This window comes from Burkholderia sp. Ac-20365 (assembly GCF_017104715.1).
GTDB lineage: Bacteria > Pseudomonadota > Gammaproteobacteria > Burkholderiales > Burkholderiaceae > Paraburkholderia.
The window spans coordinates 1-26775 of sequence record NZ_JAAGPI010000041.1 but is presented as its reverse complement, the minus strand read 5'-3'; the positions used below and the strand labels follow the sequence as shown (position 1 = coordinate 26775).

Annotated in this window: 27 protein-coding genes; 14 read left to right on the top strand and 13 right to left on the bottom strand. The window is 61.7% G+C overall.

Translation table 11 applies throughout. From position 1 onward, the window contains the following. Window positions 1–7 precede the first annotated feature (7 nt). The 10 genes from nuoL to G3O01_RS38070 all read left to right on the top strand — a co-directional run bounded on the left by nuoL (window position 8) and on the right by G3O01_RS38070 (window position 10042). Window positions 8–2068: an NADH-quinone oxidoreductase subunit L gene (gene nuoL, locus G3O01_RS38115; protein ID WP_205812407.1), complete on the top strand. Its 2061-nt coding sequence runs from the start codon at window positions 8–10 to the stop codon at window positions 2066–2068. A gap of 23 nt (window positions 2069–2091) precedes the next feature. Further along, window positions 2092–3585, top strand: a complete 1494-nt coding sequence (locus G3O01_RS38110; protein WP_205812400.1) for an NADH-quinone oxidoreductase subunit M — start codon at window positions 2092–2094, stop codon at window positions 3583–3585. A gap of 25 nt (window positions 3586–3610) precedes the next feature. Beyond that, window positions 3611–5095: an NADH-quinone oxidoreductase subunit NuoN gene (nuoN, locus tag G3O01_RS38105; protein WP_205812392.1), complete on the top strand. Its 1485-nt coding sequence runs from the start codon at window positions 3611–3613 to the stop codon at window positions 5093–5095. Further along, complete coding sequence (locus G3O01_RS38100; RefSeq protein ID WP_205812390.1) at window positions 5095–5391, top strand: DUF2818 family protein; 297 nt, start codon at window positions 5095–5097, stop codon at window positions 5389–5391. Before nuoN ends, G3O01_RS38100 begins: the two co-directional genes overlap by 1 nt. Window positions 5392–5432: 41 nt before the next feature. Beyond that, on the top strand, window positions 5433–6023 hold the full coding sequence (locus G3O01_RS38095) for an NUDIX hydrolase (protein ID WP_205812388.1): 591 nt from the start codon (window positions 5433–5435) through the stop codon (window positions 6021–6023). A 247-nt stretch (window positions 6024–6270) separates the two neighbouring features. Next, the gene (locus tag G3O01_RS38090; protein ID WP_205812381.1) at window positions 6271–6702 is read left to right on the top strand and encodes a DUF1178 family protein; all 432 of its coding nucleotides are present in this window, start codon (window positions 6271–6273) and stop codon (window positions 6700–6702) included. Window positions 6703–6756: 54 nt separating this feature from the next. Beyond that, the gene (locus G3O01_RS38085) at window positions 6757–7953 is read left to right on the top strand and encodes an acyl-CoA dehydrogenase family protein (protein WP_205812379.1); all 1197 of its coding nucleotides are present in this window, start codon (window positions 6757–6759) and stop codon (window positions 7951–7953) included. A 10-nt stretch (window positions 7954–7963) separates the two neighbouring features. Continuing rightward, window positions 7964–9091 (top strand): acyl-CoA dehydrogenase, encoded by a 1128-nt coding sequence (locus G3O01_RS38080; protein ID WP_205812371.1) that lies wholly within the window; start codon window positions 7964–7966, stop codon window positions 9089–9091. 31 nt (window positions 9092–9122) lie between these two features. Further along, on the top strand, window positions 9123–9581 hold the full coding sequence (locus G3O01_RS38075) for a MaoC family dehydratase (RefSeq protein WP_205812363.1): 459 nt from the start codon (window positions 9123–9125) through the stop codon (window positions 9579–9581). Then, complete coding sequence (locus tag G3O01_RS38070; protein WP_241024630.1) at window positions 9578–10042, top strand: MaoC family dehydratase; 465 nt, start codon at window positions 9578–9580, stop codon at window positions 10040–10042. The genes G3O01_RS38075 and G3O01_RS38070 overlap by 4 nt, the downstream gene beginning before the upstream one ends. A 576-nt stretch (window positions 10043–10618) precedes the next feature. On the opposite strand, the gene G3O01_RS38065 is transcribed toward G3O01_RS38070, so the two are convergent. From G3O01_RS38065 to G3O01_RS38040, 6 genes are all read right to left on the bottom strand, one after another. Beyond that, a complete protein-coding gene (locus tag G3O01_RS38065) occupies window positions 10619–10840 on the bottom strand; it encodes a hypothetical protein (RefSeq protein ID WP_205812505.1) in 222 nt (73 codons plus the stop codon). Continuing rightward, entirely contained in the window at window positions 10837–12054 is a 1218-nt protein-coding gene (locus tag G3O01_RS38060; RefSeq protein WP_205812361.1) for an acyl-CoA dehydrogenase family protein, read from the bottom strand. The genes G3O01_RS38065 and G3O01_RS38060 overlap by 4 nt, the downstream gene beginning before the upstream one ends. A gap of 64 nt (window positions 12055–12118) precedes the next feature. Then, window positions 12119–13207 (bottom strand): phosphotransferase, encoded by a 1089-nt coding sequence (locus tag G3O01_RS38055; protein ID WP_205812353.1) that lies wholly within the window; start codon window positions 13205–13207, stop codon window positions 12119–12121. 26 nt (window positions 13208–13233) lie between these two features. Beyond that, window positions 13234–13959, bottom strand: coding sequence for a histidine phosphatase family protein (locus tag G3O01_RS38050; RefSeq protein WP_205812346.1), 726 nt, complete (start codon window positions 13957–13959; stop codon window positions 13234–13236). After that, window positions 13956–14744 (bottom strand): enoyl-CoA hydratase, encoded by a 789-nt coding sequence (locus G3O01_RS38045; protein ID WP_205812344.1) that lies wholly within the window; start codon window positions 14742–14744, stop codon window positions 13956–13958. The genes G3O01_RS38050 and G3O01_RS38045 overlap by 4 nt, the downstream gene beginning before the upstream one ends. Further along, the gene (locus G3O01_RS38040) at window positions 14745–16313 is read right to left on the bottom strand and encodes a 3-hydroxyacyl-CoA dehydrogenase (protein WP_205812342.1); all 1569 of its coding nucleotides are present in this window, start codon (window positions 16311–16313) and stop codon (window positions 14745–14747) included. A 136-nt stretch (window positions 16314–16449) separates the two neighbouring features. Between G3O01_RS38040 and G3O01_RS38035 the strand changes: the two genes are divergently transcribed. Continuing rightward, window positions 16450–17097, top strand: coding sequence for a glutathione S-transferase (locus G3O01_RS38035; RefSeq protein ID WP_205812340.1), 648 nt, complete (start codon window positions 16450–16452; stop codon window positions 17095–17097). Window positions 17098–17179: 82 nt separating this feature from the next. On the opposite strand, the gene G3O01_RS38030 is transcribed toward G3O01_RS38035, so the two are convergent. Next, the gene (locus tag G3O01_RS38030) at window positions 17180–18370 is read right to left on the bottom strand and encodes a pyridoxal phosphate-dependent aminotransferase (RefSeq protein ID WP_205812338.1); all 1191 of its coding nucleotides are present in this window, start codon (window positions 18368–18370) and stop codon (window positions 17180–17182) included. 94 nt (window positions 18371–18464) lie between these two features. Continuing rightward, window positions 18465–18995 carry a putative toxin-antitoxin system toxin component, PIN family gene (locus G3O01_RS38025; protein WP_205812337.1) on the bottom strand — a complete coding sequence of 177 codons (531 nt, stop codon included), beginning with the start codon at window positions 18993–18995 and terminating at the stop codon, window positions 18465–18467. A gap of 57 nt (window positions 18996–19052) precedes the next feature. Between G3O01_RS38025 and yaaA the strand changes: the two genes are divergently transcribed. Together yaaA and G3O01_RS38015 are read left to right on the top strand one after the other, a co-directional pair. After that, the gene (yaaA, locus tag G3O01_RS38020) at window positions 19053–19835 is read left to right on the top strand and encodes a peroxide stress protein YaaA (protein ID WP_205812335.1); all 783 of its coding nucleotides are present in this window, start codon (window positions 19053–19055) and stop codon (window positions 19833–19835) included. A 30-nt stretch (window positions 19836–19865) separates the two neighbouring features. Next, window positions 19866–21032, top strand: a complete 1167-nt coding sequence (locus tag G3O01_RS38015; protein WP_205812333.1) for a M14-type cytosolic carboxypeptidase — start codon at window positions 19866–19868, stop codon at window positions 21030–21032. 132 nt (window positions 21033–21164) lie between these two features. On the opposite strand, the gene G3O01_RS38010 is transcribed toward G3O01_RS38015, so the two are convergent. The 4 genes from G3O01_RS38010 to G3O01_RS37995 form a co-directional block, all read right to left on the bottom strand. After that, window positions 21165–21833 carry a hypothetical protein gene (locus G3O01_RS38010; protein ID WP_205812331.1) on the bottom strand — a complete coding sequence of 223 codons (669 nt, stop codon included), beginning with the start codon at window positions 21831–21833 and terminating at the stop codon, window positions 21165–21167. Window positions 21834–22033: 200 nt separating this feature from the next. Beyond that, window positions 22034–22708: an energy-coupling factor ABC transporter permease gene (locus G3O01_RS38005; protein WP_205812328.1), complete on the bottom strand. Its 675-nt coding sequence runs from the start codon at window positions 22706–22708 to the stop codon at window positions 22034–22036. A gap of 91 nt (window positions 22709–22799) precedes the next feature. Beyond that, the gene (locus tag G3O01_RS38000; protein WP_205812320.1) at window positions 22800–23681 is read right to left on the bottom strand and encodes a response regulator transcription factor; all 882 of its coding nucleotides are present in this window, start codon (window positions 23679–23681) and stop codon (window positions 22800–22802) included. A gap of 198 nt (window positions 23682–23879) precedes the next feature. Beyond that, a complete protein-coding gene (locus G3O01_RS37995; protein WP_205812318.1) occupies window positions 23880–25094 on the bottom strand; it encodes a DUF2863 family protein in 1215 nt (404 codons plus the stop codon). Window positions 25095–25354: 260 nt separating this feature from the next. On the opposite strand from G3O01_RS37995, the gene G3O01_RS37990 reads away from it, so the two are divergent. Beyond that, a complete protein-coding gene (locus G3O01_RS37990) occupies window positions 25355–26479 on the top strand; it encodes an AI-2E family transporter (protein ID WP_205812316.1) in 1125 nt (374 codons plus the stop codon). Between the two features lie 63 nt (window positions 26480–26542). Here G3O01_RS37990 and G3O01_RS37985 read toward each other — a convergent pair. Next, window positions 26543–26775 (bottom strand): hypothetical protein (locus G3O01_RS37985; RefSeq protein ID WP_205812314.1); only part of this gene is annotated, 233 nt, incomplete at its 5' end.

Below are 26775 nucleotides of genomic sequence, written 5' to 3'. Positions count from 1 at the left end.
GGCTCTTATGTCAACGACACTCAATGAAAACCTGTTGCTGGCGGTTGCGCTTGCACCGCTGGCCGGCTCGCTGATTGCGGGGCTCTTCGGCAAGACGGTAGGGCGCAAGGGTGCCCATTCGGTCACGATCCTCGGCGTCGCGATTTCCTTCGTGCTTTCGTGCGTCGTCTTCCTCGACGTGCTGCATGGCGCGAACTTCAACGCAACCGTCTACGAATGGATGACGGTCGGCAAGGTCAAGTTCGAAGTCGGCTTCCTCGTCGACACGCTCACGGCCATGATGATGTGCGTGGTGACCTTCGTGTCGCTGATGGTGCACATCTACACGATTGGCTACATGGCCGACGAAGAAACGGGCTACGAGCGCTTCTTCTCGTACATCTCGCTGTTCACGTTCTCGATGCTGATGCTCGTGATGAGCAACAACTTCCTGCAGCTGTTCTTCGGCTGGGAAGCGGTGGGTCTTGTCTCGTACCTGCTGATCGGCTTCTACTTCAAGCGTGAAAGCGCGATCTACGCGAACATGAAGGCGTTCATCGTCAACCGCGTGGGCGACTTCGGCTTCATTCTGGGCATCGGTTTGATCCTCGCGTACGGCGGCTCGATGAACTACGGCGACGTGTTCGCGAAGAGCCACGAACTGGCTTCGCTGAGCTTCCCGGGCACCGACTGGGGCCTGCTGACGGTCGCGTGTATCTGTCTGTTCATCGGCGCGATGGGTAAGTCGGCGCAATTCCCGCTGCACGTGTGGCTGCCCGACTCGATGGAAGGCCCGACGCCGATCTCCGCGCTGATTCACGCGGCGACCATGGTGACGGCCGGTATCTTCATGGTGACGCGCATGTCGCCGCTGTTCGAACTGTCGGACTCGGCACTGTCGTTCATCACGGTGATCGGCGCGATCACGGCGCTGTTCATGGGCTTCCTCGGCATCGTGCAGAACGACATCAAGCGTGTCGTCGCTTACTCGACGCTGTCGCAGCTTGGCTACATGACGGTCGCGCTCGGCGTGTCGGCGTACCCGGTCGCTGTGTTCCACCTGATGACGCACGCGTTCTTCAAGGCGCTGCTGTTCCTCGGCGCGGGTTCCGTGATCATCGGCATGCACCACGATCAGGACATGCGCAACATGGGCGGTCTGCGCAAGTACATGCCCATTACGTGGATCACGTCGCTGATCGGTTCGCTCGCGCTGATCGGTACGCCGTTCTTCTCGGGCTTCTACTCGAAAGACTCGATCATCGATGCAGTGAAGCTGTCGCATCTGCCGGGTTCGGGCTTCGCGTACTTCGCGGTCGTCGCAAGCGTGTTCGTGACGGCGCTGTACTCGTTCCGCATGTACTTCCTCGTGTTCCACGGTGAAGAGCGCTTCCGCGGTCCGAAGCATCCGGAATCGCCGATGGGCGCCGAAGCGGCTGCGCACGGCCACGGTCATCACGACGATCACGGTCACGACGATCATCACGCTCACGAGCCGCATGAAACGCCGTGGGTCGTGTGGTTGCCGCTCGTGCTGCTCGCCATTCCGTCGATCGTGATCGGTGCGATCGCAATCGGCCCGATGCTGTACGGCGACTTCTTCCAGCACGGCGTGGCGTTCGACAAGGTGATCTTCATCGGCGAAAACCATCCGGCGCTGCACGAGATGGCCGAAGAATTCCAGGGCTGGGCCTCGATGGGCCTGCACGCTGCGTCGGGTCTGCCTGTGTGGCTGGCGCTGGCAGGCGTGGTGGTGTCGTGGTTCCTGTACCTGAAGCGTCCGGATCTGCCGGCCGTGATCAAGCGTGGTTTCGGTCCCATCTACACGCTGCTGGATAACAAGTACTACATGGACAAGATCAACGAAGTCGTCTTCGCGCGCGGCGCAGTGGCCATTGGCCGCGGCCTGTGGAAAGAGGGCGATGTCGTGGTCATCGACGGCATTGTCAACGGAAGCGCGCGCTTCATTGGCTGGTTTGCGAGCGTGATCCGCTTCCTGCAATCGGGTTACATCTACCACTACGCATTCGCCATGATCATCGGCATGCTGGGGCTCCTGACCTTGTTTGTAACGCTCGGCGGAAAATAAAAAACAGGCTGGAGACACTTCTCATGCACACGACGTTTCCGATTCTGAGTATCGCGATCTGGATGCCGATTGTTTTCGGCCTGGTGGTTCTTGCCATCGGTTCAGATCGCAATCCCGGTCCGGCGCGGTGGGTTGCGCTGATCGGGTCGGTGTTGAGTTTCATCGTGACGATTCCGTTGATGACGGATTTCGATACGAGTACGGCAGCATTGCAGTTCGAAGAAAAGGCAAACTGGATCGAGCGTTTCAACATTACGTACCACCTCGGCATCGACGGTATCTCGATGTGGTTCGTCGTGCTGACGGCGCTGATTACGGTGATCGTTGTGATCGCCGCATGGGAAGTGATCACGAAGAACGTCGCGCAATATCTGGCGGCCTTCCTCATCCTGTCGGGCATCATGGTCGGCGTGTTTTCCGCAGCCGACGGCATGCTGTTCTATGTGTTTTTTGAAGCGACGCTGATTCCGATGTACATCATCATCGGCGTGTGGGGCGGGGCGAACCGTGTGTACGCGGCGTTCAAGTTCTTCCTCTACACGCTGATGGGCTCGCTGCTGATGCTGGTCGGCTTGCTGTACCTGTACACGCAGACAGGCACGTTCGATCTCGCCGCATGGCACGCCGCGAAGCTGTCGATGACGCCGCAGGTGCTGCTATTCATAGCCTTCTTCCTTGCGTTCGCCGTCAAGGTGCCGATGTGGCCCGTCCACACGTGGCTGCCCGACGCGCACGTGGAAGCACCGACGGGCGGCTCGGTCGTGCTGGCCGCGATCATGCTGAAGCTGGGCGCATACGGTTTCCTGCGCTTCTCGCTGCCTATCGCACCGGACGCGAGCCATTTCCTCGCGCCCGTCGTGATCACACTGTCGCTGATCGCCGTGGTCTACATCGGTCTCGTCGCGATGGTGCAGGCGGACATGAAGAAGCTGGTCGCGTATTCGTCGATCGCTCACATGGGCTTCGTCACGCTCGGCTTCTTCATCTTCAACCAGCTCGGCACCGAAGGCGCGATCGTGCAGATGATCTCGCACGGTTTCGTGTCGGGCGCGATGTTCCTTTGCATCGGTGTGCTGTATGACCGTATGCACTCGCGTCAGATCGCCGATTACGGCGGCGTCGTCAACACGATGCCGAAGTTCGCGGCGCTCGTGATGCTGTTCTCGATGGCGAACTGCGGCCTGCCGGGCACGTCCGGTTTCGTCGGCGAGTTCATGGTGATTCTGGCCGCTGTCCAGTACAACTTCTGGATTGCGTTCGGTGCGGCCGTCACGCTGATTCTCGGCGCGGCCTATACGTTGTGGATGTACAAGCGCGTGTATTTCGGCGCGGTTGTGAACGACCACGTGAAGAGCCTCGTCGATATCAACCGCCGCGAGTTCTTCATGCTGGGCGTGCTCGCGCTGTTGACGCTGTACATGGGCATCTATCCGAAGCCCTTTACCGAAGTAATGCACGTGTCGGTGGAAAACCTCCTGTCCCACGTTGCGCAGTCGAAGCTGCCGCTGTCGCAGTAATGCGAAGCGTAGGAATTTAAAGATCATGCAAAACGCACCTATGACCGCCTTGTTACCCGACGCGCTAGTGATGGCCGCTATCGTCGTTGCGTGGCTCAACGACACGTTTGCCGGACCTGAGAGCCGCCGCACGACGTATTTCATCGCGCTGATTTCCACGGTGGTGGCCGGCGTCTGGTACGCCATCGACGCCTTCGCACCGGGCGCCGGGCCGCAATACTACTTCTCGCGCATGTACGTGGTCGATCCGTTCGCCAACGTGATGAAGGCGGTGGTGTCGCTGGGTTACGCGGTGTCGATCGTCTACTCGCGCAAGTATCTGGAAGACCGCGGGCTGTTCGAAGGCAATTTCTTCCTGCTCGGCATGTTCTCGCTGCTCGGCCAGATCGTGATGATCTCGGGCAACAACTTCCTGACGCTGTACCTCGGTCTGGAACTGATGTCGCTGTCGCTTTACGCCGCGATTGCACTGCGCCGTGAAAACGCGCCGTCCAACGAAGCCGCGATGAAGTACTACGTGCTGGGCGCGCTGGCTTCGGGCTTCCTGCTGTACGGCATCTCGATGCTTTATGGCGCGACGGGCTCGCTCGAACTGAACGAAGTGCTGAAGGCGGTTGCATCGGGTCATATCAACGACGTCGTGCTGCTGTTCGGCGTGATCTTCATCGTTGCGGGTATCGCGTTCAAGATGGGTGCGGTGCCGTTCCACATGTGGGTGCCTGACGTTTATCAGGGCGCACCGACGGCAATGACGCTGATCGTCGGCGGCGGTCCGAAGGTGGCGGCTTTCGCGTGGGGTCTGCGCTTCCTGGTGATGGGCCTGCTGCCGCTCGCGGTAGACTGGCAGGAGATGCTGGTCATCCTCGCGGCGCTGTCGCTGATCGTCGGCAACATCACGGGTATCGTCCAGCGCAACGTCAAGCGGATGCTTGCGTACTCGGCGATCTCGAACATGGGCTTCGTGCTGCTCGGCCTGCTGGCCGGCGTGGTCGACGGCAAGATGAGCTCGGCTGCGAGCGCATACGGCTCGGCAATGTTCTACAGCATCGTCTATCTAGTGACGACGCTCGGTTCGTTCGGCGTGGTGATGCTGCTTGCTCGCCGTGACTTCGAAGCCGAGACGCTCGACGACTTCAAGGGCCTCAACCAGCGCAGCCCGGTGTTCGCGTTCGTGATGATGGTGATGATGTTCTCGCTCGCGGGCATTCCGCCGGCTGTCGGCTTCTACGCGAAGCTCGCCGTGCTGGAAGCGACGATGAACGCCGGTCTGACGTGGCTTGCCGTACTCGCCGTGATCACATCGCTGTTCGGCGCGTTCTATTACCTGCGCATCGTCAAGCTGATGTACTTCGACGACCCCGTCGACACGACCCCGATTACCGGCGACACCTGCAAGCGCACGCTGCTCGCGCTCAACGGCGTGGCCGTGCTGGTGCTCGGTATCGTTCCGGGTCCGCTGATGTCGCTCTGCCTGAACGCTATTTCGCATACGCTGCCGTTCCCGCTGTAATGTCGGCGGCGGGGTGGTTCATCGTGCTGTTGGCGCTCGTCGGCGCCAACCTGCCGTTCCTGAATCAGCGCGTGTTTGGATTCGTGCCGCTCAAGGCCGCGAGGAAAAGCGCGTGGATCAGGATCGGCGAACTGATCGTGCTGTATTTCATTGTCGGCGCGCTCGGCTTCATGCTCGAGGCGCGCGCCGGTAACCGCTTCGAGCAAGGCTGGCAGTTCTACGCGATCACTTTCAGCCTGTTCATCGTTTTCGCCTTCCCGGGCTTCACGTTTCAATATCTCGTCAAGCGGCGCTGACGGTTTCGGCCGTCGCGCTTCTGGCTGAAAAGAGGTCGCACATGGCAGAACTTCCCGATCACGACGCTGCGCTCGTCGAAACCTGCGTCAAGAGCGAACTGGCTTATCAAGGGCCGTTCATGACCGTCAAGTGCGATACCGTGCGCTTGCCCGACGGCAAACAGGCGACGCGTGAGTACGTGCAGCATCCCGGCGCCGTGATGGTGATCCCGCTTTTCGACGACGGCCGCGTGCTGATGGAAAGCCAGTATCGCTACGCGATGGGCAAGGTCATGTATGAGTATCCGGCCGGCAAGCTCGATCCGAACGAAGACCCGCTTGCCTGTGCCAAGCGGGAGCTGCTAGAAGAAACAGGCTACACCGCGCGCGAGTACATCTACCTGACGCGTGTGCACCCGATCATTTCGTACTCGACGGAATTCATCGATATTTACGTCGCGCGAGGCCTGACGGCAGGGGAGCGCAAGCTCGACGATGGCGAGTTCCTGGAAACGTTCATCGCCAAGGTGTCGGACGTGTCCGAATGGATCCGTACGGGGCAGCTGAGCGACGTGAAGACGATCATCGGCACGTTCTGGCTGGAGAAGCTGCTGTCGGGCGCGTGGCCGGAGAATGCGCCCGCGGTGGGCTGAAGCAGAAAGCGCAAGGCATCAATACGAAAACGGCAGCTTCGCGCTGCCGTTTTCCATTTCTGGCGACGCCCGTCTGGCGGCCAGCCGTCCAGACGAGCGTCGGCGCGTCCTGCGCCAACGCGCTAGAATGGCTGATTCCCGTTCGGTGCCGCGCCGCGCATGCGGCCAATCAGCAAAAGCATTTTTACGAACGACCGTTCACAAATCTCAATTTTGCGCTAAACTCGTACGCAAGCCCTGATTCCACATGAAGGTCCTCGATCTACAGTGTCCGCACGATCATCGGTTCGAAGGCTGGTTTGCTTCCGCCGATGACTTCGAATCGCAGTTGTCCCGCAAGCTGGTCGCATGTCCCATTTGCGGGGCGACGGAAGTGAGCCGTTTGCCATCGGCGCCGCGCCTGAATCTGTCGGGTGCAACGAGCGCGTCGAAGGACAAGGCGGCGGACGTTGGTGAGTTGCAGGCGCACGTGATGCGCGCACTGCGCGAGGTGCTGGAAAAGACGGAGAACGTGGGCGACCGCTTCGCCGAGGAAGCGCGGCGCATTCACTACAACGAAGCGCCCGCTCGCAGCATCCGTGGCGTCACGACGCCGGAAGATGCGCGTGCCCTCGTCGAGGAAGGCATCGATGTGATGCCGCTGCCTGTGCCCGCCGCACTGAAAGAGCCGCTGCAATAGCCATCGCTTGCAGTGCTCCTGGCGGCGCAAGGCCGCGGCCAGGAGACACTGCGCATGGATCTGAACTATTCCCCCGCCGACGACGCGTTCCGCGCCGACGTCCGCGCCTGGCTCGAAGCGAATCTGCCTGACGAGCTGCGCGACAAAGTCCTCAATCACAAACGTCTGAATCGCGACGACTACGCGAACTGGCACAAGCTGCTCGGCAAGCGCGGCTGGTCGGCGCCTGCGTGGCCGCAGCAATACGGCGGCCCGGACTGGGACGCGACACAGCGACATATCTGGGACGAAGAGTGCGCGCGGCTCGGTGCGCCGACGGTGCTGCCGTTCGGGGTGTCGATGGTCGCGCCCGTGCTAATGAAGTACGGCAGCGAAGCGCAGAAGCGCCACTACTTGCCGCGCATTCTCGACGGCACGGACTGGTGGTGCCAGGGCTATTCGGAGCCAGGCTCAGGCTCGGATCTGGCGTCGCTGCGCACGCGTGCCGAACGCGTCGGAGATCACTACGTCGTCAACGGACAGAAGACCTGGACCACGCTCGGCCAGCACGCCGACATGATGTTCTGCCTCGTGCGCACCGACAGCGGCGCCAAGAAGCAGGAGGGCATCTCGTTTCTGCTGATCGACATGAAGACGCCGGGCATCACCGTGCGCCCCATCATCACGCTCGACGAAGATCACGAAGTCAATGAAGTGTTCTTCGAAGACGTAAAAGTGCCGGTCGAAAATCTGGTCGGTGATGAGAACCGCGGCTGGACGTACGCGAAGTATCTGCTCGGCCACGAGCGCACGGGTATCGCGCGCGTCGGGCAGTCGAAGCGTGAACTCGAATTCCTCAAGCGGCTCGCGTTGAACCAGAAGAAGAGCGGCAAACCGTTGCTGCTCGATCCGCTGTTCGCGGCGAAGGTCGCGAGCCTCGAAATCGAATTGATGGCGCTTGAAGTGACCGTGCAGCGCGTGGTCGCGAACGAAGCGGGCGGGCGCGGTCCTGGCCCGGAAGCGTCGATGCTGAAAATCAAGGGCACGGAAGTGCAGCAAGGTTTGACGGAGCTGATGTTCGAAGCGGTCGGACCGCTCGCCGCACCGTTCGATGTGCCGTTCCTCGAAGGCGAACGCGCACACAGCATTGCCGGCGACGACGATGCCGCGCCGCTGGCCGCGTACTACTTCAATTATCGGAAGACGTCGATCTACGGCGGCTCGAACGAAATTCAAAAGAACATCATCGCGCAGATGATTCTCGGACTGTGAGGAGCGGCGCATGAACTTCAATTTCACCGACGAACAACAGCAATTCGCCGACGCGCTGCGCCGTTATCTCGACAAGCAGTACGGTTTTGAGGCGCGGCAGGCGATCGTGCGTACGGAAGCGGGCGTATCGAACGAACATTGGTCCGCGTTCGCCGAACTGGGTCTGACCGCGTTGCCTGTGCCGGAAGCGCAGGGCGGCTTCGACGGCGGCACGGTCGACTTGCTGGTCGTAATGCAGGAACTGGGGCGCGCGCTCGTCATCGAGCCGTACTGGGCGACGGCCGTCGGCATCGAAGCATTGAAGCTGTCCGGCACGGGCGAGGGCGACGACGCCGCGCTGCTCGAACGCGCAGCGCAAGGCGAGATCAAGCTGGCGGTTGCGTTTCATGAGCCGACCGCGCGCTACGACCTGTTTTCGCTCGACACGACGGCGACGCGCACGGGCGATGGCTTCGCATTGAGCGGCACGAAGTCGGTCGTGCAGCACGGTGCGCAGGCCGACTACTGGATCGTGCCTGCACGACTCGATGGTGAGATCGCATTGTTCGTCGTCGCGCGCGATTCGGCTCATGTTCAGATCACCGACTACCGCACGATCGACGGCCAGCGCGCTGCGACGCTCGTGTTTAACGCGACGCCTGCGCGCAAGCTCGCTGGCAGTCACGCGGGCGCGGCCGCGCTGGAGCACATCGCCGATTACGGCACGGTGTTGCTTTGCGCGGAGGCCATCGGTGCGCTCGACGCGCTGAATCACGCGACAGTCGAATACACGAAGACGCGTCAGCAATTCGGCGTGCCGATCGCGCGCTTCCAGGCGCTTCAGCATCGGATGGTCGAGATGCTGATTCATGCGGAGCAGGCGCGTTCGGCGACGTATCTCGCCGCCGTGCGCTACGCCAGCGACGACGTTGACGAGCGTCGCCGCGCGGTATCGGCGGCGAAGGTGCGCGTGGGTCAGGCCGCGCGCTTTGTCGGTCAGCAGGCGGTGCAATTGCATGGCGGCATGGGCGTGACGAACGAAGTCGCCGCTGCGCATCTGTTCAAGCGTCTTGCCATCATCGAAACCACGCTTGGCGATGTCGATCATCATCTGGCGCGCTTCACCGCGCTGCCGCGCTTTGCGACGGCTGATGCCTGAGCGCCACGAACACGAGCAAACGAGGTCAACAATGGGTTTGAGCTACGAGGACATGGAAGTCGGCAAGTCGTATGAAGTCGGCTCGCACACCTTCACGCGCGACGAGATCGTCCGCTTTGCGGAGCAGTTCGATCCGCAGCCGTTTCACGTCAGCGATGCGGGCGCGGCGGCGTCGCCGTACGGCACGCTGATCGCAAGCGGCTGGCACACGTGTTCGGTGATGATGGGCATGCTGGTGCGCAACGTGCTGGCGGGTTCGACGTCGATGGGTTCGCCCGGTATCGACGATCTGCGCTGGTTGAAGCCGGTACGCGTCGGCGACACGATTCGCATGATGAACAGCGTGCTCGACAAGCGCGTGTCGGCGAGCAAGCCGGATCGCGGCATCGTATCGACGGAATGGCAGGGCTTCAATCAGGACGGCGAACTCGTGATCACCGTGCGTTCGAAGGCGATTTTCGGGTTGCGCAATCCCGGAGCCTCGGCATGACGCCGGATCTGGCGCTCGGTTCGGCCGACAACGTGCGTGCGCTCGTCGGGCAGCTGCCGCGCGTGAGCGATTGGGTCGAGGTCGATCAGGCGAGTGTCGACCGCTTTGCTGTCGCGACGGGCGATCATCAATGGATTCATGTCGATCCGGAGCGCGCAAAGCGTGAGTCGCCGTTTGGCGGGCCGGTTGCCCATGGCTTTCTCACGCTGTCGCTGATACCTGCGTTGCTGGTCGATACGTTTCGTTTCGAGCAGCGTATGGGCGTCAATTACGGGCTCAATCGTGTGCGTTTTACGGCACCTGTGCCGGTGGGTTCGCGGTTGCGCGCGAGTTTTGTTGTTGCGGGTGTGACGGATGTCGAAGAGGGCGGTGTGCAGATTGCGTGGAATGTGACGCTTGAGCGGGAAGGGAGTGAGCGTCCTGTGTGTGTCGCGGAGTTTATTACGCGGCACTATTTTTAGCTCCGCTCGCGCGGCGCGATGTTCGGTGTTTTGCTTTTGCTTTCGCTGGCATCCGCGTGATGTATCTGGTTTGCTAGCGTTGCCCCTGTGCGGGGCGGCACCTACTTTTCTTTGCCGCGGCAAAGAAAAGTAGGCAAAAGAAAGCCGCTAAACACCGCCAGTTCTTGTCTCCGCCTGAGGGCCCCCAACCGTTCCTCCGCTTCACACGGCGTTCTGCCATTCGATGCCGGTTGCCAGCACCTTGAATCGGCGCCTCACCCACTTCACACTCCCGCGTCGGTACACACGTAGTCAAATTGCCCACGTTCTATAGCGGCAAACTGTGTGTCGGCTTTCGCGCCGCACACGCATCACTCCGGACTGGAAAACACGATCGGTGTCGTAAGAGCGCCGAGGTGTGAAGCACTACGACCTACACACAGTTTGCCACCTGGGCGGCATCAACCATTCGCTGCCGCTGGCTGCGCTACGGGTAATTGAAGCGGGTGAGGCGCCTGTTCGAGGCGCTGGCAACGGGCATTGAATGGCAGAACGCCGTGTGAAGCGGAGGAACGGTTGGGGGCCCTCAGGCGGTGGTCAAGAGCGGGCGGTGTTAGCCCGCTTTCTTTGCTTACTTTCTTTGCGGCGGCAAAGAAAGTAAGTGCCGCCCCGCACAGGGGCGACGCATGAACAAGGCAAAACAAAACGCGGATGCCAGCGCAAAGCCATAAAAACCAAAACCAAAACCAAACCAAAACCAAAACCAAAACCAAAACCAAACCCAAAACCAAAACCAAACCAGAACCGCAAAACCATCACCCGGAATACTTCCCAAGCTCAATCTTGGCAATAGCATTCCGATGCACCTCATCTGGCCCATCAGCAAACCGTAGCCACCGCGAGGTGGTATAGGCATACGCCAAAGGAAAATCATCACTCATACCTGCCGCGCCATGCACCTGAATGGCCCAGTCAATCACCTGACACGCCATGTTAGGCGCCACAACCTTGATCATCGCAATCTCACCGCGCGCGCCTTTATTTCCAACGGTATCCATCATATAAGCCGTCTTCAACGTCAGCAGTCGCGCCTGCTCGATCAGACATCTAGCCTCGGCAATCCGCTCCTGCGTCACGCCTTGCGCCGCAATCGGCTTGCCAAACGCCACACGCTGCAACGCACGCCTGGCCATCAACTCGAGCGCACGTTCAGCAAGCCCAATCAACCGCATGCAATGGTGAATGCGCCCTGGCCCAAGCCGTCCTTGCGCAATCTCGAAGCCGCGCCCCTCGCCAAGCAGCATGTTGGTAACGGGCACGCGCACGTTGTCGAGCGTGATTTCCATATGTCCATGCGGCGCATCGTCGTAACCAAACACTGTCAGCGGACGATGCACGGTAATACCCGTCGCGTCGGCCGGCACGAGAATCATCGATTGCTGCGCGTGACGCGGCGCGTCCGGGTCCGTCTTACCCATCACGATGAAAAGCTTGCAGCGCGGATCACCCGCACCCGACGACCACCACTTGTGTCCGTTGATCACATACGTGTCACCATCGCGCACGATGCTCGTCTGAATGTTGGTCGCATCCGATGACGCCACTTCCGGCTCCGTCATCAGAAACGCCGAGCGAATCTGTCCCTGCAACAGCGGCTCCAGCCATTCGCGACGATTCTCTTCGCTGCCATAGCGCTCGATCGTCTCCATGTTGCCGGTGTCGGGCGCGTTGCAGTTGAACACTTCCGGCGACCATGGCACGCGGCCCATGATCTCGCACAGCGGCGCGTATTCGAGGTTCGTCAGCCCCGCGCCACGCTCGGAGTCGGGCAGGAACAGGTTCCATAGGCCGGCATCGCGTGCCTGCTGCTTCAGGCTTTCAATCAGTTCCGTCGGCACCCACGCATTGCCCGCCTGTCGGTTGCGTGTGACTTCGGCGGCATAGGCCTGCTCGTTCGGATAGATGTGTTCGTCGAAAAACGCGAGCAGCTTGTCGCGCAACGCCTGAACCTTCGGTGTGTAGTCGAAATTCATCTTGGCCTCGTGGATGACGTTGAATCCGGTCTACAGATGGAGCCACATCAGCGCCGACAGTTCCTTAGCGCGCTTTCTGCGCATAGCGCCAGGCAAGTTCGGCCATCGGTCGTGCGCGCCGTCCTGCGTCCGCCGCCTGTTCGCTCGACGCCGTACCGTCCACCACGCGTTTCATGATTCCCTGCAAAATCGCAGCGATGCGGAACATGTTGTACGCGAGATAGAAGTTCCAGTCGCCGGGAATCGTGAGTCCGGTGCGCTCGCAATAACGTCGCACATACTGTGCCTCGTCGGGAATGCCAAGTGCGTTCCAGTCGAGGCCCGCAATGCCGCGAAATTGCGCGGGATCGACGTGCCACGCCATGCAGTGATACGCGAAGTCGGCGAGCGGATCGCCGAGCGTCGACAGTTCCCAGTCGAGCACGGCAAGCACGCGCGGCTCGTGAGGATCGAAGATCAGATTGTCGAGCCGGTAATCGCCGTGCACGATGGTTGCGCGTGCATCCGTTTCGATGGGCATATGTTGCGGCAACCAATCGATCAGCCGATGCATCGCATCGATCGGCTCGGTCTCCGACGCCTGATACTGCTTGCTCCATCTCCCGATCTGCCGCGCAAAATAGTTGCCGGGCTTGCCGTAATCCGCGAGCCCAACGGCTTCGGCATCGACGCTATGCAACGCAGCAATCACGCGATTCATCTCGTCGTAAATCGCGCCGCGCTGTGCAGGCGACATGCCCGGGAGCGACGGATCCCATAACACGCGGCCCTGCACAAATTCCATGACGTAGAACGCACGGCCGATCACGCTTTCGTCCTCGCACAGCGCGAGCATCTTCGCGACGGGCACATCCGTGTCGCGCAACGCATGCATCACGCGGTACTCGCGCTCGATCGCATGCGCCGACGGCAGCAGTTTCGCGGACGGGCCGGGCTTCGCGCGCATCACGTAAGCGCGCGTCGGTGTGATCAGCTTGAAGGTGGGATTCGACTGGCCGCCCGCGAACTGTTCGAGCGTCAACGGTCCAGCAAACTCTTCGACATGTTGTGCGAGCCACGCAGAAAGCGCGTCGACATCGATGCGTTGTCGCTCGCTGACGGGCCGCGTGCCTTCGAATGCGGAGTAGTCGGTCGGTGTCGCGTCTTGCGGCATGTCTCCTCCGTTGGAAAATCTGTCTGCTAGCTGCGCCTTGTTTGAATGAACTGCGCGTAAAGCATTTCCATCGTCGTATTGCGCACGTCGCGATGCAGCGGCGAAGGCGGCGAATGATTGATCATCCGCACGACCCAGTCGCGCGGTGCCGTGCCAATATCGAGCGCGTTGATGCAACCGGTCGATTGCGCGAGGTGGCCAAAGAACGTCCGTCCACCCGCCGTGATCGCGTGCGACAGGATCGCGCGATTGACGCCACCGTGCAGCACGAGCAGTGCCACGTCCCACGATGTGTCGGCACGCAGCGCATCGAGCGCGGGCAGCACACGGTCGAACAGTTCGCCGATCGTCTCGCCGCCAAGAAACTTCACGTCTTCCGCGACGATGCCTTCGAACGCGCCGAGAAAAGCGGCTTCGAGATCTGCGGCGGGAATCGAGCCGGGTTTGCCGCCGCGTATCTCTTCCCATGCGGGTTCGATGTCGATCGTAGTCTGAGCGCTCATTTGTGCGAGCACACGCTGCGCGGTTTCGACCGTACGCGGCAGGCCGCTCGCGATCACACGATCGAAGCGCACATTCTGTTCGGCAAACGCGCGTCCTGCGGCGTCCGCCTGCGCGCGCCCGTTCTCATTGAGCGGCACGCGCTCCGGGTCGATCGTGCTGCCCGACGCATCGAAGTACGTGACGTCGCCGTGCCGCATCAGATAGATACGGCGGCGCTTCGGCAACTGATAACCCGTTGGCGTGCTCATTTGTAATGGGGTGCGCGCTTTTCGAGGAATGCGGTAATGCCTTCGAGCCCGTCGCGATGATGCAGCGACGCGACGAAGCTGTCGCGCTCGGCAACGAGATGCTCGGGCAGCGATTGTTCGCCGGCAGCCGCGACCAGACCTTTGATGCGCGCCTTCGCGTTCGGCGAAATCTTGCCGAGATCGTCGGCCCAGGCAACAGCCGTATCGCGCGCGGCGCCGGGCTTCGCGAGGCGGTTCACGACGCCGAGTTCATGCAGACGCGTCGCGCCGATCGGCTTGCCTTCGAGCAGCACTTCCGTCGCGATCTGACGCGGCAACGCGCGTGCGAGGAACCACGAGCCACCGCCATCCGGCGTGAGGCCGACGCGTGCGTACGACATCACGAATTTCGCGTCGTCGGCGGCGACGATCAGGTCGCATGCCAGCGCCAGCGAAAACCCGGCGCCCGCCGCGGCGCCGTCGACGGCCGCGATCACCGGTTTCGACGACGCCTGCAATGCCGCGATCCACTCGCCGAGCAGATCGATGCTTTGCGCCTGCACAGAAGGATCTTTCGCGCGGTTTTCGAGCAGACGGTTCAGATTGCCGCCTGCACAGAAAAAGTTATCCGCACCCGTGATGACGACGGCGCCGATCGACGCATCGCGCTCAGCCGTGTTCATCGCTTCGATGCCGGCAGCGTACATGTCCGGGTGCATCGCGTTGCGCGCGCCGGGGTTGGAGAGCGTCAGCACGAGCGTCGATTCGCTTTCGGCTGGGCGTGAGGCGAGCAGTTCGGCGGCCATTTATGCGGTCTCCTTTGCGTTGTTTTGATCGGCGATGTCGGCTTGCGTGAGCGGCATGCCGAGTTGTGCACGGCGCGCGAGCCACGGCGATGGCCGGTAACGCGGATCGCCGAGCACGCTGAACATGTTGCGCAGAATGGTCAGGATAGTCTGCGCGCCGAGTGCGTCGCCAAGTGCGAGCGGCCCGCGCGGATAGCCGAGCCCAAGCGTCACGGCGAGATCGATATCCGACGGCGACGCAATCTGGCGCTGCGCAATATCGCAACCGATGTTGACGATCGTCGCCACCACGCGCTGCGCGACGAAGCCCGTCGAATCGCGGATCACGGTGACGGGCACACCGTCGTGAGCGAAGAGGGCATGCGCGGCATCGCGCGCGGCGCGCGTGGTCGCGGGCGTGGTCATCAGCGTGCGGCGTTTTGCGTCGGCGAGCGGGACGAGGGTATCGATTGCGACGACGCGGCTTGCGTCGAGGTTTTCATCGACAGCCGCTGTCGTTGCGTCGAAGCCGAGCGGCGTCACGACGATCAGCGAATCGGCAGCGGGCGTTGCGCCTTCGTCTACAGCCACGCCGGTTTTCGCGATCAGCGCGAGCACGGCGTCATGCGCGGCGGGCACACGTGCGCTTACCCAGACGCGCGTTGGCAATTGCGTCGGCGCTGGCGCTTCGGCGGGCGCCTGCTGCTTGCCGTCGACATACACATAAAAGCCTTCGCCCGCCTTGCGCCCGATCAGCCCACCCGCGAGGCGCGTACCCGTGATCGGCGACGGCGTGAAGCGCGGCTCTTCATAAAACTGGTGATAGATCGATTCCATCACGGGATGCGAGACATCGAGCGCCGTCAGATCGAGCAGTTCGAACGGACCGAGACGAAAGCCCGCCTGCTCGCGCATGATGCGGTCGATCTCGACGAAACTCGCGACGCCTTCATCCGCGACGCGCAGGCCTTCCGTATTCATCCCGCGGCCCGCGTGATTGACGATGAAGCCGGGCATGTCCTTCGCGCGCACGGGCGTGTGACCCATGCGGCGCGCGAGGTCCATCAACGCGTCCCCTGCGGCGGGATCGCTGCGCAAGCCGTCGATCACTTCGACGACTTTCATCAGCGGCACCGGGTTGAAGAAGTGATAGCCGAGCACGCGCGACGGATCGGCGCACGCGGCCGCAATCGCCGTGATGGACAGCGACGACGTGTTCGACGCGAGAATGCAGCGCTCGCTGACGACGCCTTCGAGTTCCTTGAAGAGCGCACGCTTCACGTCGAGCTTTTCGACGATCGCTTCGATGACGAGATCACAGTCCTTCAGTTCGCCGATCGCGTTTGCGCCCGTGACATTGGCGAGCGCGGCCAGCGAGCGCGAGTTGTCGAGCTTGCCTTTGCTGACCAGTTTGGAAAACGTGTCGGACAGATAATCGCGCGCTGCGCCGACGGCTGCCGTGTTCGTATCGAAGAGCCTGACCTTGAGGCCTGCGAGCGCGGCAATTTGCGCGATGCCGCGACCCATCGCGCCCGCGCCGACGACGCCGACGGTCTCGATACTGTACTGGCGAGAGGTGTTCGGTGACATGATGTGACTGACTCCATGATTATTCTAAAATAGTACGTTCGTTTCAATCTGTCGTGTGCGGGTTCAGATCTGCATCTGCAACAGATCGCGACGAATTGCGAGCGATTTTCGACAACCATCCGCAGGGAGACACCGGATGATCAAGCTGCACGGTTTTGCGCTGTCCAACTATTACAACAAAGTGAAGTTCGCGCTGCTCGAATTCGGCATTCCGTTCGAGGAAGTGCCCGTGACGTTCAGCCAGGACGAGGCGTTCCTCGAACACTCGCCGCTCGGCAAGGTGCCGTACATCGTGACAGAGCGGGGCAGCCTGTGCGAGTCGCAGGCGATCATCGAATACCTGGCGGCCGCGTTTCCCGAGAAGGCCATGTTCTCGCGCGATCCGTGGGAAGCCGCGAAAGAGCGCGAGCTGATCACGTTCGTCGACGTGCATCTCGAACTGACGGCGCGCAATCTGTACAAACAGGCGTTCTTCGGCGGCACGATCACCGACGCCACAAAAGGACGTACCGAGAAACTGCTGATTCATCACATTGGTGGATTCAGGCGGCTCGCGAAATTCACGCCGTATCTGCGCGGCGAGCAGTTCGGTATCGCGGATATCTCCGGCTTCGTGAGCCTGCCGCTCGTCGGCATGGCGACGCAGGCCATCTACGGGCGCGATTTCCTGCTCGATGTCGGCATTGACTGGAAGCCGTATGTGAAGGCGATCAATGCGCGCCCGGCCGCGCAACGGGTGACGGACGACCGCAAGGCCTACATCGAAGCGCAAAAGAAGAAGTGAACGCAGCGGAGCACGGCCGCCGCGGTGTGTCGCGCGCGATGACGAAGAACATGGGTTCATTCGCAGCATCGCGCGCGCCATCTCAGAGACGCGCCAGCCGTTCGAGCGCGGTGGCGAGCGTGTCTTCCTTCTTCGCGAAGCAGAAGCGCACGACGCCCGATTCATGCGACTCGTGATAGAACGCCGACACGGGAATCGCGGCGACACCGATCTCGCTCGTGAGCCACTGCGCGAATTCGGCTTCGGGCATGTCGCTGATGGCCGAATAATCGACGCACTGGAAGTAGGTGCCCGTGCACGGCAGCAGCTTGAAGCGTGATTGCGCGAGACCGGCGCGGAAGAAGTCACGCTTCTTCTGATAGAAGGCCGGCAGATTCACATACGGCGCCGGGTCTTGCATGTAGTGCGCGAGACCGAGCTGCATCGGCGTGTTGACCGTGAACACGTTGAACTGGTGCACCTTGCGAAATTCCGCCGTCAGCGCCGCGGGCGCGGCCACGTAGCCGACCTTCCAGCCCGTCACGTGATACGTCTTGCCGAAGCTCGACACGACGAAGCTGCGCTGCGCGAGTTCCGGATAGCGCGCAACGCTTTCGTGCGGCGCGCCGTCGTAGACCATGTGCTCGTAGACCTCATCGGACAGAATCAGCACATTCGTGCCGCGCACGATGTCTTCGAGCTTCTTCATGTCGTCCGCGCGCCAGACGGTGCCCGTCGGGTTGTGCGGCGTATTGATCAGGATCATGCGCGTTTTCGGCGTGATCGCGGCGGCGAGCTTGTCGAACGGAATCGCGTAGTCGGGCGCGTCGAGCGTGACGAACACGGGCTTGCCGCCCGCCAGTTCGATCGACGGCAGATAGCTGTCGTAGGTCGGCTCGACGACGATCACTTCGTCGCCCGGATGGACCGCGCACAGGATTGCAGTCAGAAGCGCCTGCGTCGCGCCTGCCGTTACCGTGATCTCGGTCGTGGCGTCGTAGCGGCGACTGTACAGGTTCGAGATCTTTTCGGAGATTGCCTGGCGCAGCGGCGCGACACCTGCCATCGGCGGGTACTGGTTGTGACCTTCGCGCATCGCGTTGGTCACGGCATCGACGATACGCGGATCGCAATCGAAATCCGGAAAGCCCTGACCGAGATTGACCGCGTTCTTTTCGGCGGCGAGCGCGCTCATCACGGTGAAGATCGTCGTGCCGACGCTCGGCAGACGGGACGGGAACGAAGGAGGCGTGGTGGTCATGGGCGTGGTCGTCAGATCGTGCGGTGCGTTCATGTCGCGGTCGTTGTTACCGTTGTCGTCAGGCGTGAAGCTCGATTGTAGGGAAAACGGCGCGGTGGCGTTCGTGCGCGGGCCGCGCCGGTTTGCGTCAGGCTTCTGCCGGCTCCGTGGCCGTCAGCGCACATTCGGCGACGAACGGTGCAGGCTGCGCAATCCGGAAGCCGAAATCGCGCGCGATCCGTTTTGCCATCTTCAATACCGCACGATCCTTCGATACCAGCCAGTCCGCGTGCATCGCGTAGGCAAGTTCGAGAAACTTCTGGTCGTCGCGATCCTTGCATTTGGGCAGCGCGGGCGTGTTTTCAGCGGGCGTGGGCGGCTCGACCAGCGTCGACAGACGTGCGAGCGTGGCAAGCGCTGCCGCTTTGTCGACGGCGCGTTTTTCGAACTGCGGATAATCGAGCACGAAAGTCAGCTCGGCGAGGCAGCGCGCGTCGATCAGCGCGCGCATTGCGCCGCTTTCGAGCGCGGCGAGAATGGGGCGCGTGTGCGGGTCGTCGAATACGAGAATGTCGATCCACACGTTCGAATCGAGCACGACGGCGGGCGCTGTCACGGTTGCGGGTTGGGCAACTGCAGCAGACGCATTCTGTTCGGGCAAGGCAGGGGTTTCGGGCATTCGTTACAATCTGGCTTTCGTCTTTGACCGCCAGGCACGGCGTGCCTGAAAGCCTCTATGATAATCGTTCTGTCGCCGGCCAAATCGCTCGACTACGACACTCCGCCGCACGTCAAGAAGCACACGATCCCCGATTTCGTCGATGACGCCGCCGAACTGATCGGCGATCTGCGCCGTCTGTCGCCGCATGACATCGCCTCGCTGATGGATATTTCCGACCAGCTCGCGCATCTGAATTTCCAGCGTTACGCCGACTGGTCGCCCAGGTTCGACACGTCGAACGCGAAGCAGGCGATGCTCGCGTTCAACGGCGACGTGTACGAAGGTTTCGACGCGAAGTCGCTGTCCGCATCCGATCTCGACTACGCGCAGCAGCACGTGCGCGTGCTGTCGGGCCTCTATGGTCTGCTGCGTCCGCTCGATCTGCTGCAACCGTACCGGCTCGAAATGGGCACGCGTTTCGAGAATAGCCGCGGCAAGGATCTGTACGCGTTCTGGGGCGAGCGCATCACGCAGGCGCTCAACACGCAACTGGAAAAGAAGGACGGCGCGTCGCGCGCGTTGATCAACTGCGCATCGACGGAATACTTCAAGTCGGTCAAGCCGAAGAAACTCGCTGCACCCGTCGTCACGCCCGTGTTCGAAGACTGGAAGGGCGGCCGCTACAAGATCATCAGCTTTCATGCAAAGCGCGCGCGCGGACTGATGGCGCGCTACGCGGTGGAAAACCGTTTCGATACGCCCGAGCAGCTCAAGAATTTCGACGCCGAAGGCTATGCATTCGACGCGGGTGCATCGAACGATTCCACCTACGTTTTTCGCCGGCGCATCGCGGACTGACCGCCGCGCCGAACCAGCAGGAACACCATCATGACGCTATCCATTACGAGCAATTTCGATGCAGGCGCGATCGAAGTCCTGTCCTGCGCACAAGCCGACAATATCCGCTTGCGCGTGCGTCCGGAAAGCCACGCCGACTTTGCGCAGTGGTTCTATTTCCGGCTGTCGGGCGCACGCGGCGAGCGTTGCGTGATGACCTTCGAGAACGCCGCCGACTGCGCGTTCGCCGAAGGCTGGCGCAACTATCAGGCTTGCGCGAGCTATGACCGCGTGAACTGGTTCCGCGTGCCGACTTCGTACGATGGCCGGGTGCTGACCATCGATCACACGCCCGATTTCGACCGTATCTATTACGCGTACTTCGAGCCGTATGGCGAAGAGCGTCACTCGGAATTTCTCGGCGCAGTCCAGCAGATGCCGCATGCCGCGCTGACGGAACTGGGCAAGACGGTCGAAGGCCGGCCGATGTCGCTGTTGACGCTCGGCACGCCGACCTTGCTCGAAGACGGTACATTGAAGCAGAAAAAGCGCATCTGGATTATCGCGCGTCAGCATCCGGGCGAGACGATGGCCGAATGGTTCGTCGAAGGCCTCGTGAAGCGGCTCGCGGGGTGGGGCGACTGGTCGGGCGATCCCGTCGCGCGCAAGCTCTACGATTACGCCGACTTCTTCATCGTGCCGAACATGAACCCTGACGGCAGCGTGAACGGCAATCTGCGCACGAATGCGGCGGGCGCGAACCTGAATCGCGAGTGGATGGAGCCCGACGCGGCGCGCAGCCCCGAAGTGCTGCTCGTGCGCGACGCGATTCATGCGACGGGCTGCGACCTGTTCTTCGACATTCACGGCGATGAAGCGCTGCCGTATGTGTTCGTCGCGGGCTCGGAGATGCTGCCGAGCTTTACCGAACGTCAGCGCGAGGAACAGAACGCGTTCATCGAGAACTTCAAGCGCGCGAGTCCCGATTTCCAGGACAAGTACGGTTATGAAGCGAGCAAGTATCGGCAGGATGCATTGAAGCTCGCGTCGAAGTACATCGGCAACGAGTTCGGGTGCCTGTCGCTGACGCTGGAAATGCCGTTCAAGGACAACGCCAATCTGCCCGATGAGCGTGTGGGCTGGAACGGCGAGCGCAGCGCGTCGCTTGGCGCGGCGATGCTGCAGGCGATCCTCTGGCATATGGAAACGTTCGCCTGACGCCGGTTGTCAGCGAAAACGCAAACGTATGTAAAAAAGCGAGGCCACGCGGGATGCGTGGCCTCGCTTTTTGTTTCTTGTTTGAGTCGTACGCCAGTTTTGATCAGAACGCTGGCGAGCGTGGGCGTGGCGTCAATGCTTCTTCGCAGTCGACTTCTTTGCGCTCGACTTCGTGGTGCTGCTCTTCGTCGTCACAGCCTTGCCTGAGGATTTGCTCGACTTCTTGTTGCCCGACTTGTTCGTCGTGCCTTTGGTCGATTTGCCCGAGCTCTTTTTCGAGCCCTTGCCGCTCGCGCCGTGCTTGCCCTTTACGCTATTCGATCCCGACGAAGCAGTGCTGCGTGCACGCAGCGGCGGCACGGGGTCGTTCCAGCTGAAAGCGAGCATCTGCGCGCCGACGTAGCCGCAGCGGAACTTCAGCTGCGATGCATCGCCGCCGCCTTGCGGAACGCCCAGGCCTTCGACGGTCACGATGCTGTCGACCTTGACCTTCTGCTTGCCTTCGTCGAACGAATCGTTCCAGGGCGTGACGGCCGCGTGCGCGCTATCGAATGAACTGGGTGGGAACTCGACGTGATCGAATGCCGTCGATGTGCTCGCGACAAAGTCGCCATGCGCGGCGCAATCCGCGACGAGCGGATCGGCGTGCATATCGTTGATGAACTTGCTGACGAGGTCGTTGTGCTGCCCGAGTTGATCGGCGAAAGCGGGCAGCGAGCATGCGAGCGATGCGCTCGCTACCCACACCGCTAACCGGCCGACCAACCGCGGCAATCGGCGCGGTGCGTTGGTGCGATCCATCTATCTCTGGTCAATGCTGTGATGACTTCAGGCACATAAGATGCCCGTCGACACGAAGGAGTTCAATCCTGGCACAAATATTTTGTCGTGTCGTGGTGCAGAGGCTCAACGGGCGATAGATCGGCGGATGATGCAGGGATGCGCGGATGCGCCGGGGCAGTACATCCGCCTGCTTGCTACCGATGCGATGCGAAGTGTGATCAGGTTCGTGGTCCGCCGAGCCGGTAGCGGCGCACGTCGTAAGTCGTGACCCACGCGGGCCGATAGACGGCGATCAATGCGGTCGACATGCCCGTGAACCACGACTCACCTGATGCGAGCAGAAACACACTGAACGCGTAGCCTGCAGGGATCACGGACATCGATCCGTCGGCAAGCGCGATATGCGTTGCCAACGCAACCGCCGATGCCACCGTAACGGCAATGGCCGGTGACACGAAACCCTGGCCGAAGATGAACATGAAGAGATTGCGCGGCAACCACGCGACGCTCGCACGCTGCAGCAGCGTCGAGACGCCGACTGGCACGGCGCCGAACACGAGGAAGGTGAGTGCGATGCCTTGCCATGGCGCGTCGAACACGACAGCGGCAAGACCCGTCACGATGGCCATCGCGATGAGGGCAAGCCCCCAGTCGAACAACGTGACGACGAGCGTTGCACCGAGCAGGTGAATCACCGTGCCATCTTCGAGCCATGCGTTGGTCGCCCACAGCACCGATACGGCGACGATGATGGCGAGCCACACATGCTGAAGCACGGGTTCCTGCAGGCGCCTGAACGGGTTCTTCCAGAGCGCGAGCGCGAGCAGAGCCACAGCGGCGATCCAGCCACCGACAGCGACCCACAACGGAAGCGGTGTATAGAGGAAACCCATGTCTTCATATTACTCGTTGAACGGCGAAACGTGTGAGCGGATTCCATGCCAGCGATGATTTATGTCGATTGATGGTGATTTCTTTCGACCTTTACATCGCGCCATCATCGCGCTCCGGGCGCTTGGGCCGTGTGCCATAGGGCGTTGTCGCTTCGGCTGCCATGGGCAATGCGCCGGCAGTGTCGTTGGCGGGCAACGGATAGCGGAACGTTCGCGGCTTGTGCTGGCGTAGCGGCGTGACGTTCGATGTCACGCGCGCGGGCCGCTGGATCCGGTTGTGTCCGCTGCGCAGCACTTCGAGTTGCGCAGTGAGCCAGCCGTTATAGATGGCGACGGCGGCGGCGCGGTTGGGTGCGCCCAGTTGCTGGAAGATCGTCGCCAGATGGATTTTCACGGTGCCCTCGCTGATGCCAAGCGCGCGAGCAATCATTTTATTCGTACTGCCCATGTGCACGCAGCGCATGATCTGTTCTTGTCGCGGCGAAAGGCCGCCGGCGAGGCGCGGCCGCTTTGGCGGCGCGACCAGTTCGAGCGTGCGCGCGTCGTTCAGCGGACGCATGAGCTTGCCCGTCGGCGCGGGCGCGTTGAATGAAAGCGCGCCTGCGGGAATGTAGTGGACGCCCAGCAAAACCATTTCGAGCGCGCGCACGATCACGCGCGGATCGGTCGAGCGCGGAATCACGCCAAGCACGCCTTTTTCGACGAACGCACGCACATGGCTCGGCGAACTGTCGTCGACCAGTACGGCGACGGGCAGGCCGGGGTGGTTGGCGAGCAACGCGCGCGCGTCGCCGGGCGACATCCAGAGCTCCCAGTCGATCAGGAGCAGATCTGGCTGCAGGCGGCGCAGCGTGCGCTCCACCTGCGGCCAGTCCTTTGCTTCACCAAACCGCGCCTGCCGGTCGATTTGCCTTAAGAGCGCCTTGAGTCCTTCCCTGCGCTCGGCGTCCGTGTTGAAAACTAAAAACCGCATGCATTGCCTCCTGATCGATCGGTCGTGGTGGCGCGATGCACGCGACGATCTCGTCGTCACGCAGCGATGCGCCATCGTGTCGATGATGAAAAATTCCCGATCGCGTGACGGCCTGTCCAGGCGGCATAGGACGAGTGCCATAAAAAAAGCCCCGCATTCGGCGGGGCTTGATTCAATGCAGAGAAAAGTCTGAAATGATCAGTGGAAATGCGGTTGTGCAGGCTCAGCATCTTCCGGCATTTCTGCATGAACGATCTCGCCGAGCGGATCCGCATAGAGTGGGACTCCGCAGTCGTCACAATATTCCGGCTCGAAACGGCCGGCGTGACGGCGGATATCGGTGATGCCCGTTTCTTTCAGCAAGGCGACGATGTCTTCCAGCGGACCTTCAGCCGACATCGCTTCCTGCGGTTCCTCGTCGATGCCCGGGTCGCCGTTCTCGCGACCGTAGAGCGGCCACACGACGCCATAGATCACTTCGTTGCTGCCGCGGCGCGTGAAGCCGATCCGGTATTCGTCGATGCGTCGCTCGCCGAAGCCAGCGACGACCGCGCGCAGTTCGTCGGGCGTCGCACCGATTGTGTCGAACAGATAGCGCACTGCCGTGCGAACGGTGTGCGGGCGCACGCGCTCGTCCGCGTCGCGGCAGGCCGAGTAGTAGGCGTCCGGCAGCAGGCATTCGAACTCGCAGCCGGGCAGCACGACAGCCAGATTGGCGCCGCCTTGCGTCGCCCACTGTTCGAGGCATTGACTGCGCTCGATGCGCGAGCCGTGCTCTTCTTCCTGCCAGCGGAATACGGGCGCGCCGACGGGTGCGGCAACGACCGCCAGCAGAAAGCGCGGGTCGGCCAGAATAGGCGACGTTTCCGGTAGTTCGCCGAAGTTGATCTTCGCGTTGACGCCGCCGACGGCCGCCTGCGCGAGTTGCTGCGCGAGGCGCCACGTTTCGACGTGGTGACGCGGCAACTGGTCGATGCTATACATAAAGGGCGCCATCGCGACACGGGTGTCGGCGGCCAGCACGTGAGCCTGCAGGTGCGCGCGCAACGCGTCGGACGCGTCGCCTTTGAGCGCGCCCGACGGAATCACATAGCGCGTCCAGGCCAGCACGGGCGCGGCGATCAGCAGCGCTTCGTACTGAACGCCGTCGTGCTCGAGAATCAGCGACTCGCTATGCGTTTCGGCCATGTCTGCCAGCGCGCCGTATGCATCAGGATGATTCTGCTGCAGATGGTCGAGCGCGGCGTCGAGCGTCGTCTGATTGCCGTTGCGGACTATTTTCGCGAGCAGAGCGTCGAGCTTGGCTTCCCAGAATCGGTCTTCGGTACGGCTGCCCGACGCAAAGAGCGCGAGCGACAGACCGACCAGTTTGTCGGCATCGGGAGGGAGACGTTTGGCGATTCGCGAGCGCATAAATCCGGAGGTTGTGTGCAGAGAACCATATATTCTAGTCGTTTCTTCGCCGACATATTATCGACACGCACTGCTGGCAGCGATTTGTCCGGGTCGTGGGCTTCGCAGCGCCTGAGGGGCATGCTTCCGGCCGCCTGCAGTCGGCGCCCGGCCTTGCGAGCGTGGCTTTCGCCTGAGCTTTCCTATACTCGTTCTGCGGACGTTTCGACGTCGGCACATCGGACGTCTGGATCTGGATGGAATGATGTCGGGGGTGATGCATGGTGAAGTCGGACCAACTGATCGAGCGGCTGGCGGCCGTCTTTGCGTTGCTATTGCTGGTCGGCGGCTCGCTGCTGGTGCTCGCGCCGTTTACGACGGCGCTGCTGTGGGGCGCGATTCTCAGCTATAGCTCGTGGGGCTTGTACTGCAAGCTGTCGGCGACCTTGGGCGGGCGGCGCAGGTGGGCGGCGACGCTGATCGTGTTGATCATTCTGGTCGTCGTGCTGGGGCCGTTTGTCTACGCGGGGTTTGCGCTCGGCGCGCATACCAAGGAGATCACGGCCCTGGTCCAGCATCTGACGGATGCAGGCCTGCCGGATTTACCCGATTGGGTTGCGCGGATTCCGCTGGTCGGTTCGAGCATCGAATCGTTCTGGGAGCGCGTCACCAGCAGCAATTCCGAGATGGCCGCGCAACTGCGTGTGCTTGCCGCGCCCGCGGGCAAATGGGTGCTCGCGGCGGCGCTTGCCATCACGCATGGGCTGGGGCTGCTCGCGCTCAGCATCATTTTGACGTTCTTCTTTTATACGGGCGGCGAGGGTGCCGCGGCTTGGCTCAACGCGGGCATGCGGCGCATTGCCGGCGAACGCGCCGACTATCTGCTGGCATTGGCGGGCAGCACGGTGAAGGGCGTGGTGTACGGCATTCTCGGGACGGCGCTCGTGCAAGGTGTGCTGGCTGGCTTCGGCTGCTGGATTGCGGGCGTGCCTACGCCGGCGTTGCTTGGGCTCGCGACGTTCTTTCTGTCGGTGATTCCGGGCGGTCCCGTCGTAGTGTGGCTGCCAGCGGCGATCTGGCTGTACCACGGCGGCGAAACGGGATGGGCGATATTTCTCGTCGTGTGGGGCGTGGTGGTGGTCGGTATGTCGGATAACGTCGTCAAGCCTATTCTGATCGGCAAGAGCAGCGACATGCCGTTGATTCTTGTGATGCTCGGCATTCTTGGTGGGGCGTTCGCGTTTGGCTTCCTTGGCGTGTTTATCGGCCCGACACTGCTGGCCGTGGCTTATACGGTGCTGCACGACTGGACGATCGGGTCGCCCGATGCGCGCGAGCTGGCCGCAAGGGCCGGAGGGAAACCTGCGGAGCCTGTGGCGCAGGTCGAAAAGGCGCGGGAAGAATGATCGTTTAGGATCGGCTTTTGAAAAATCTTTGCGTCACACCCTTGTCACAGGGCGTGTGATGGCCTAAGATTCGCGTCCTCGTTCGGTAGCGCGGTGTTGAGCGCAGCGGAGCGGGGCCGCGGCAGAAACGGCGCGGTCGTGAAGTCGGCAGGGTTTTTCAGGCGATGCCAAAAAAACCGGTTGACGAAACGAAAAAGGTTCTTCATAATCTCGTTTCTCTGCTGCTGACGCAGCAACGTGGTGAAAGCAAGGCGCTTCCCGCGAATGTTCTTTAAAAATCAACAGCCGATAAGTGT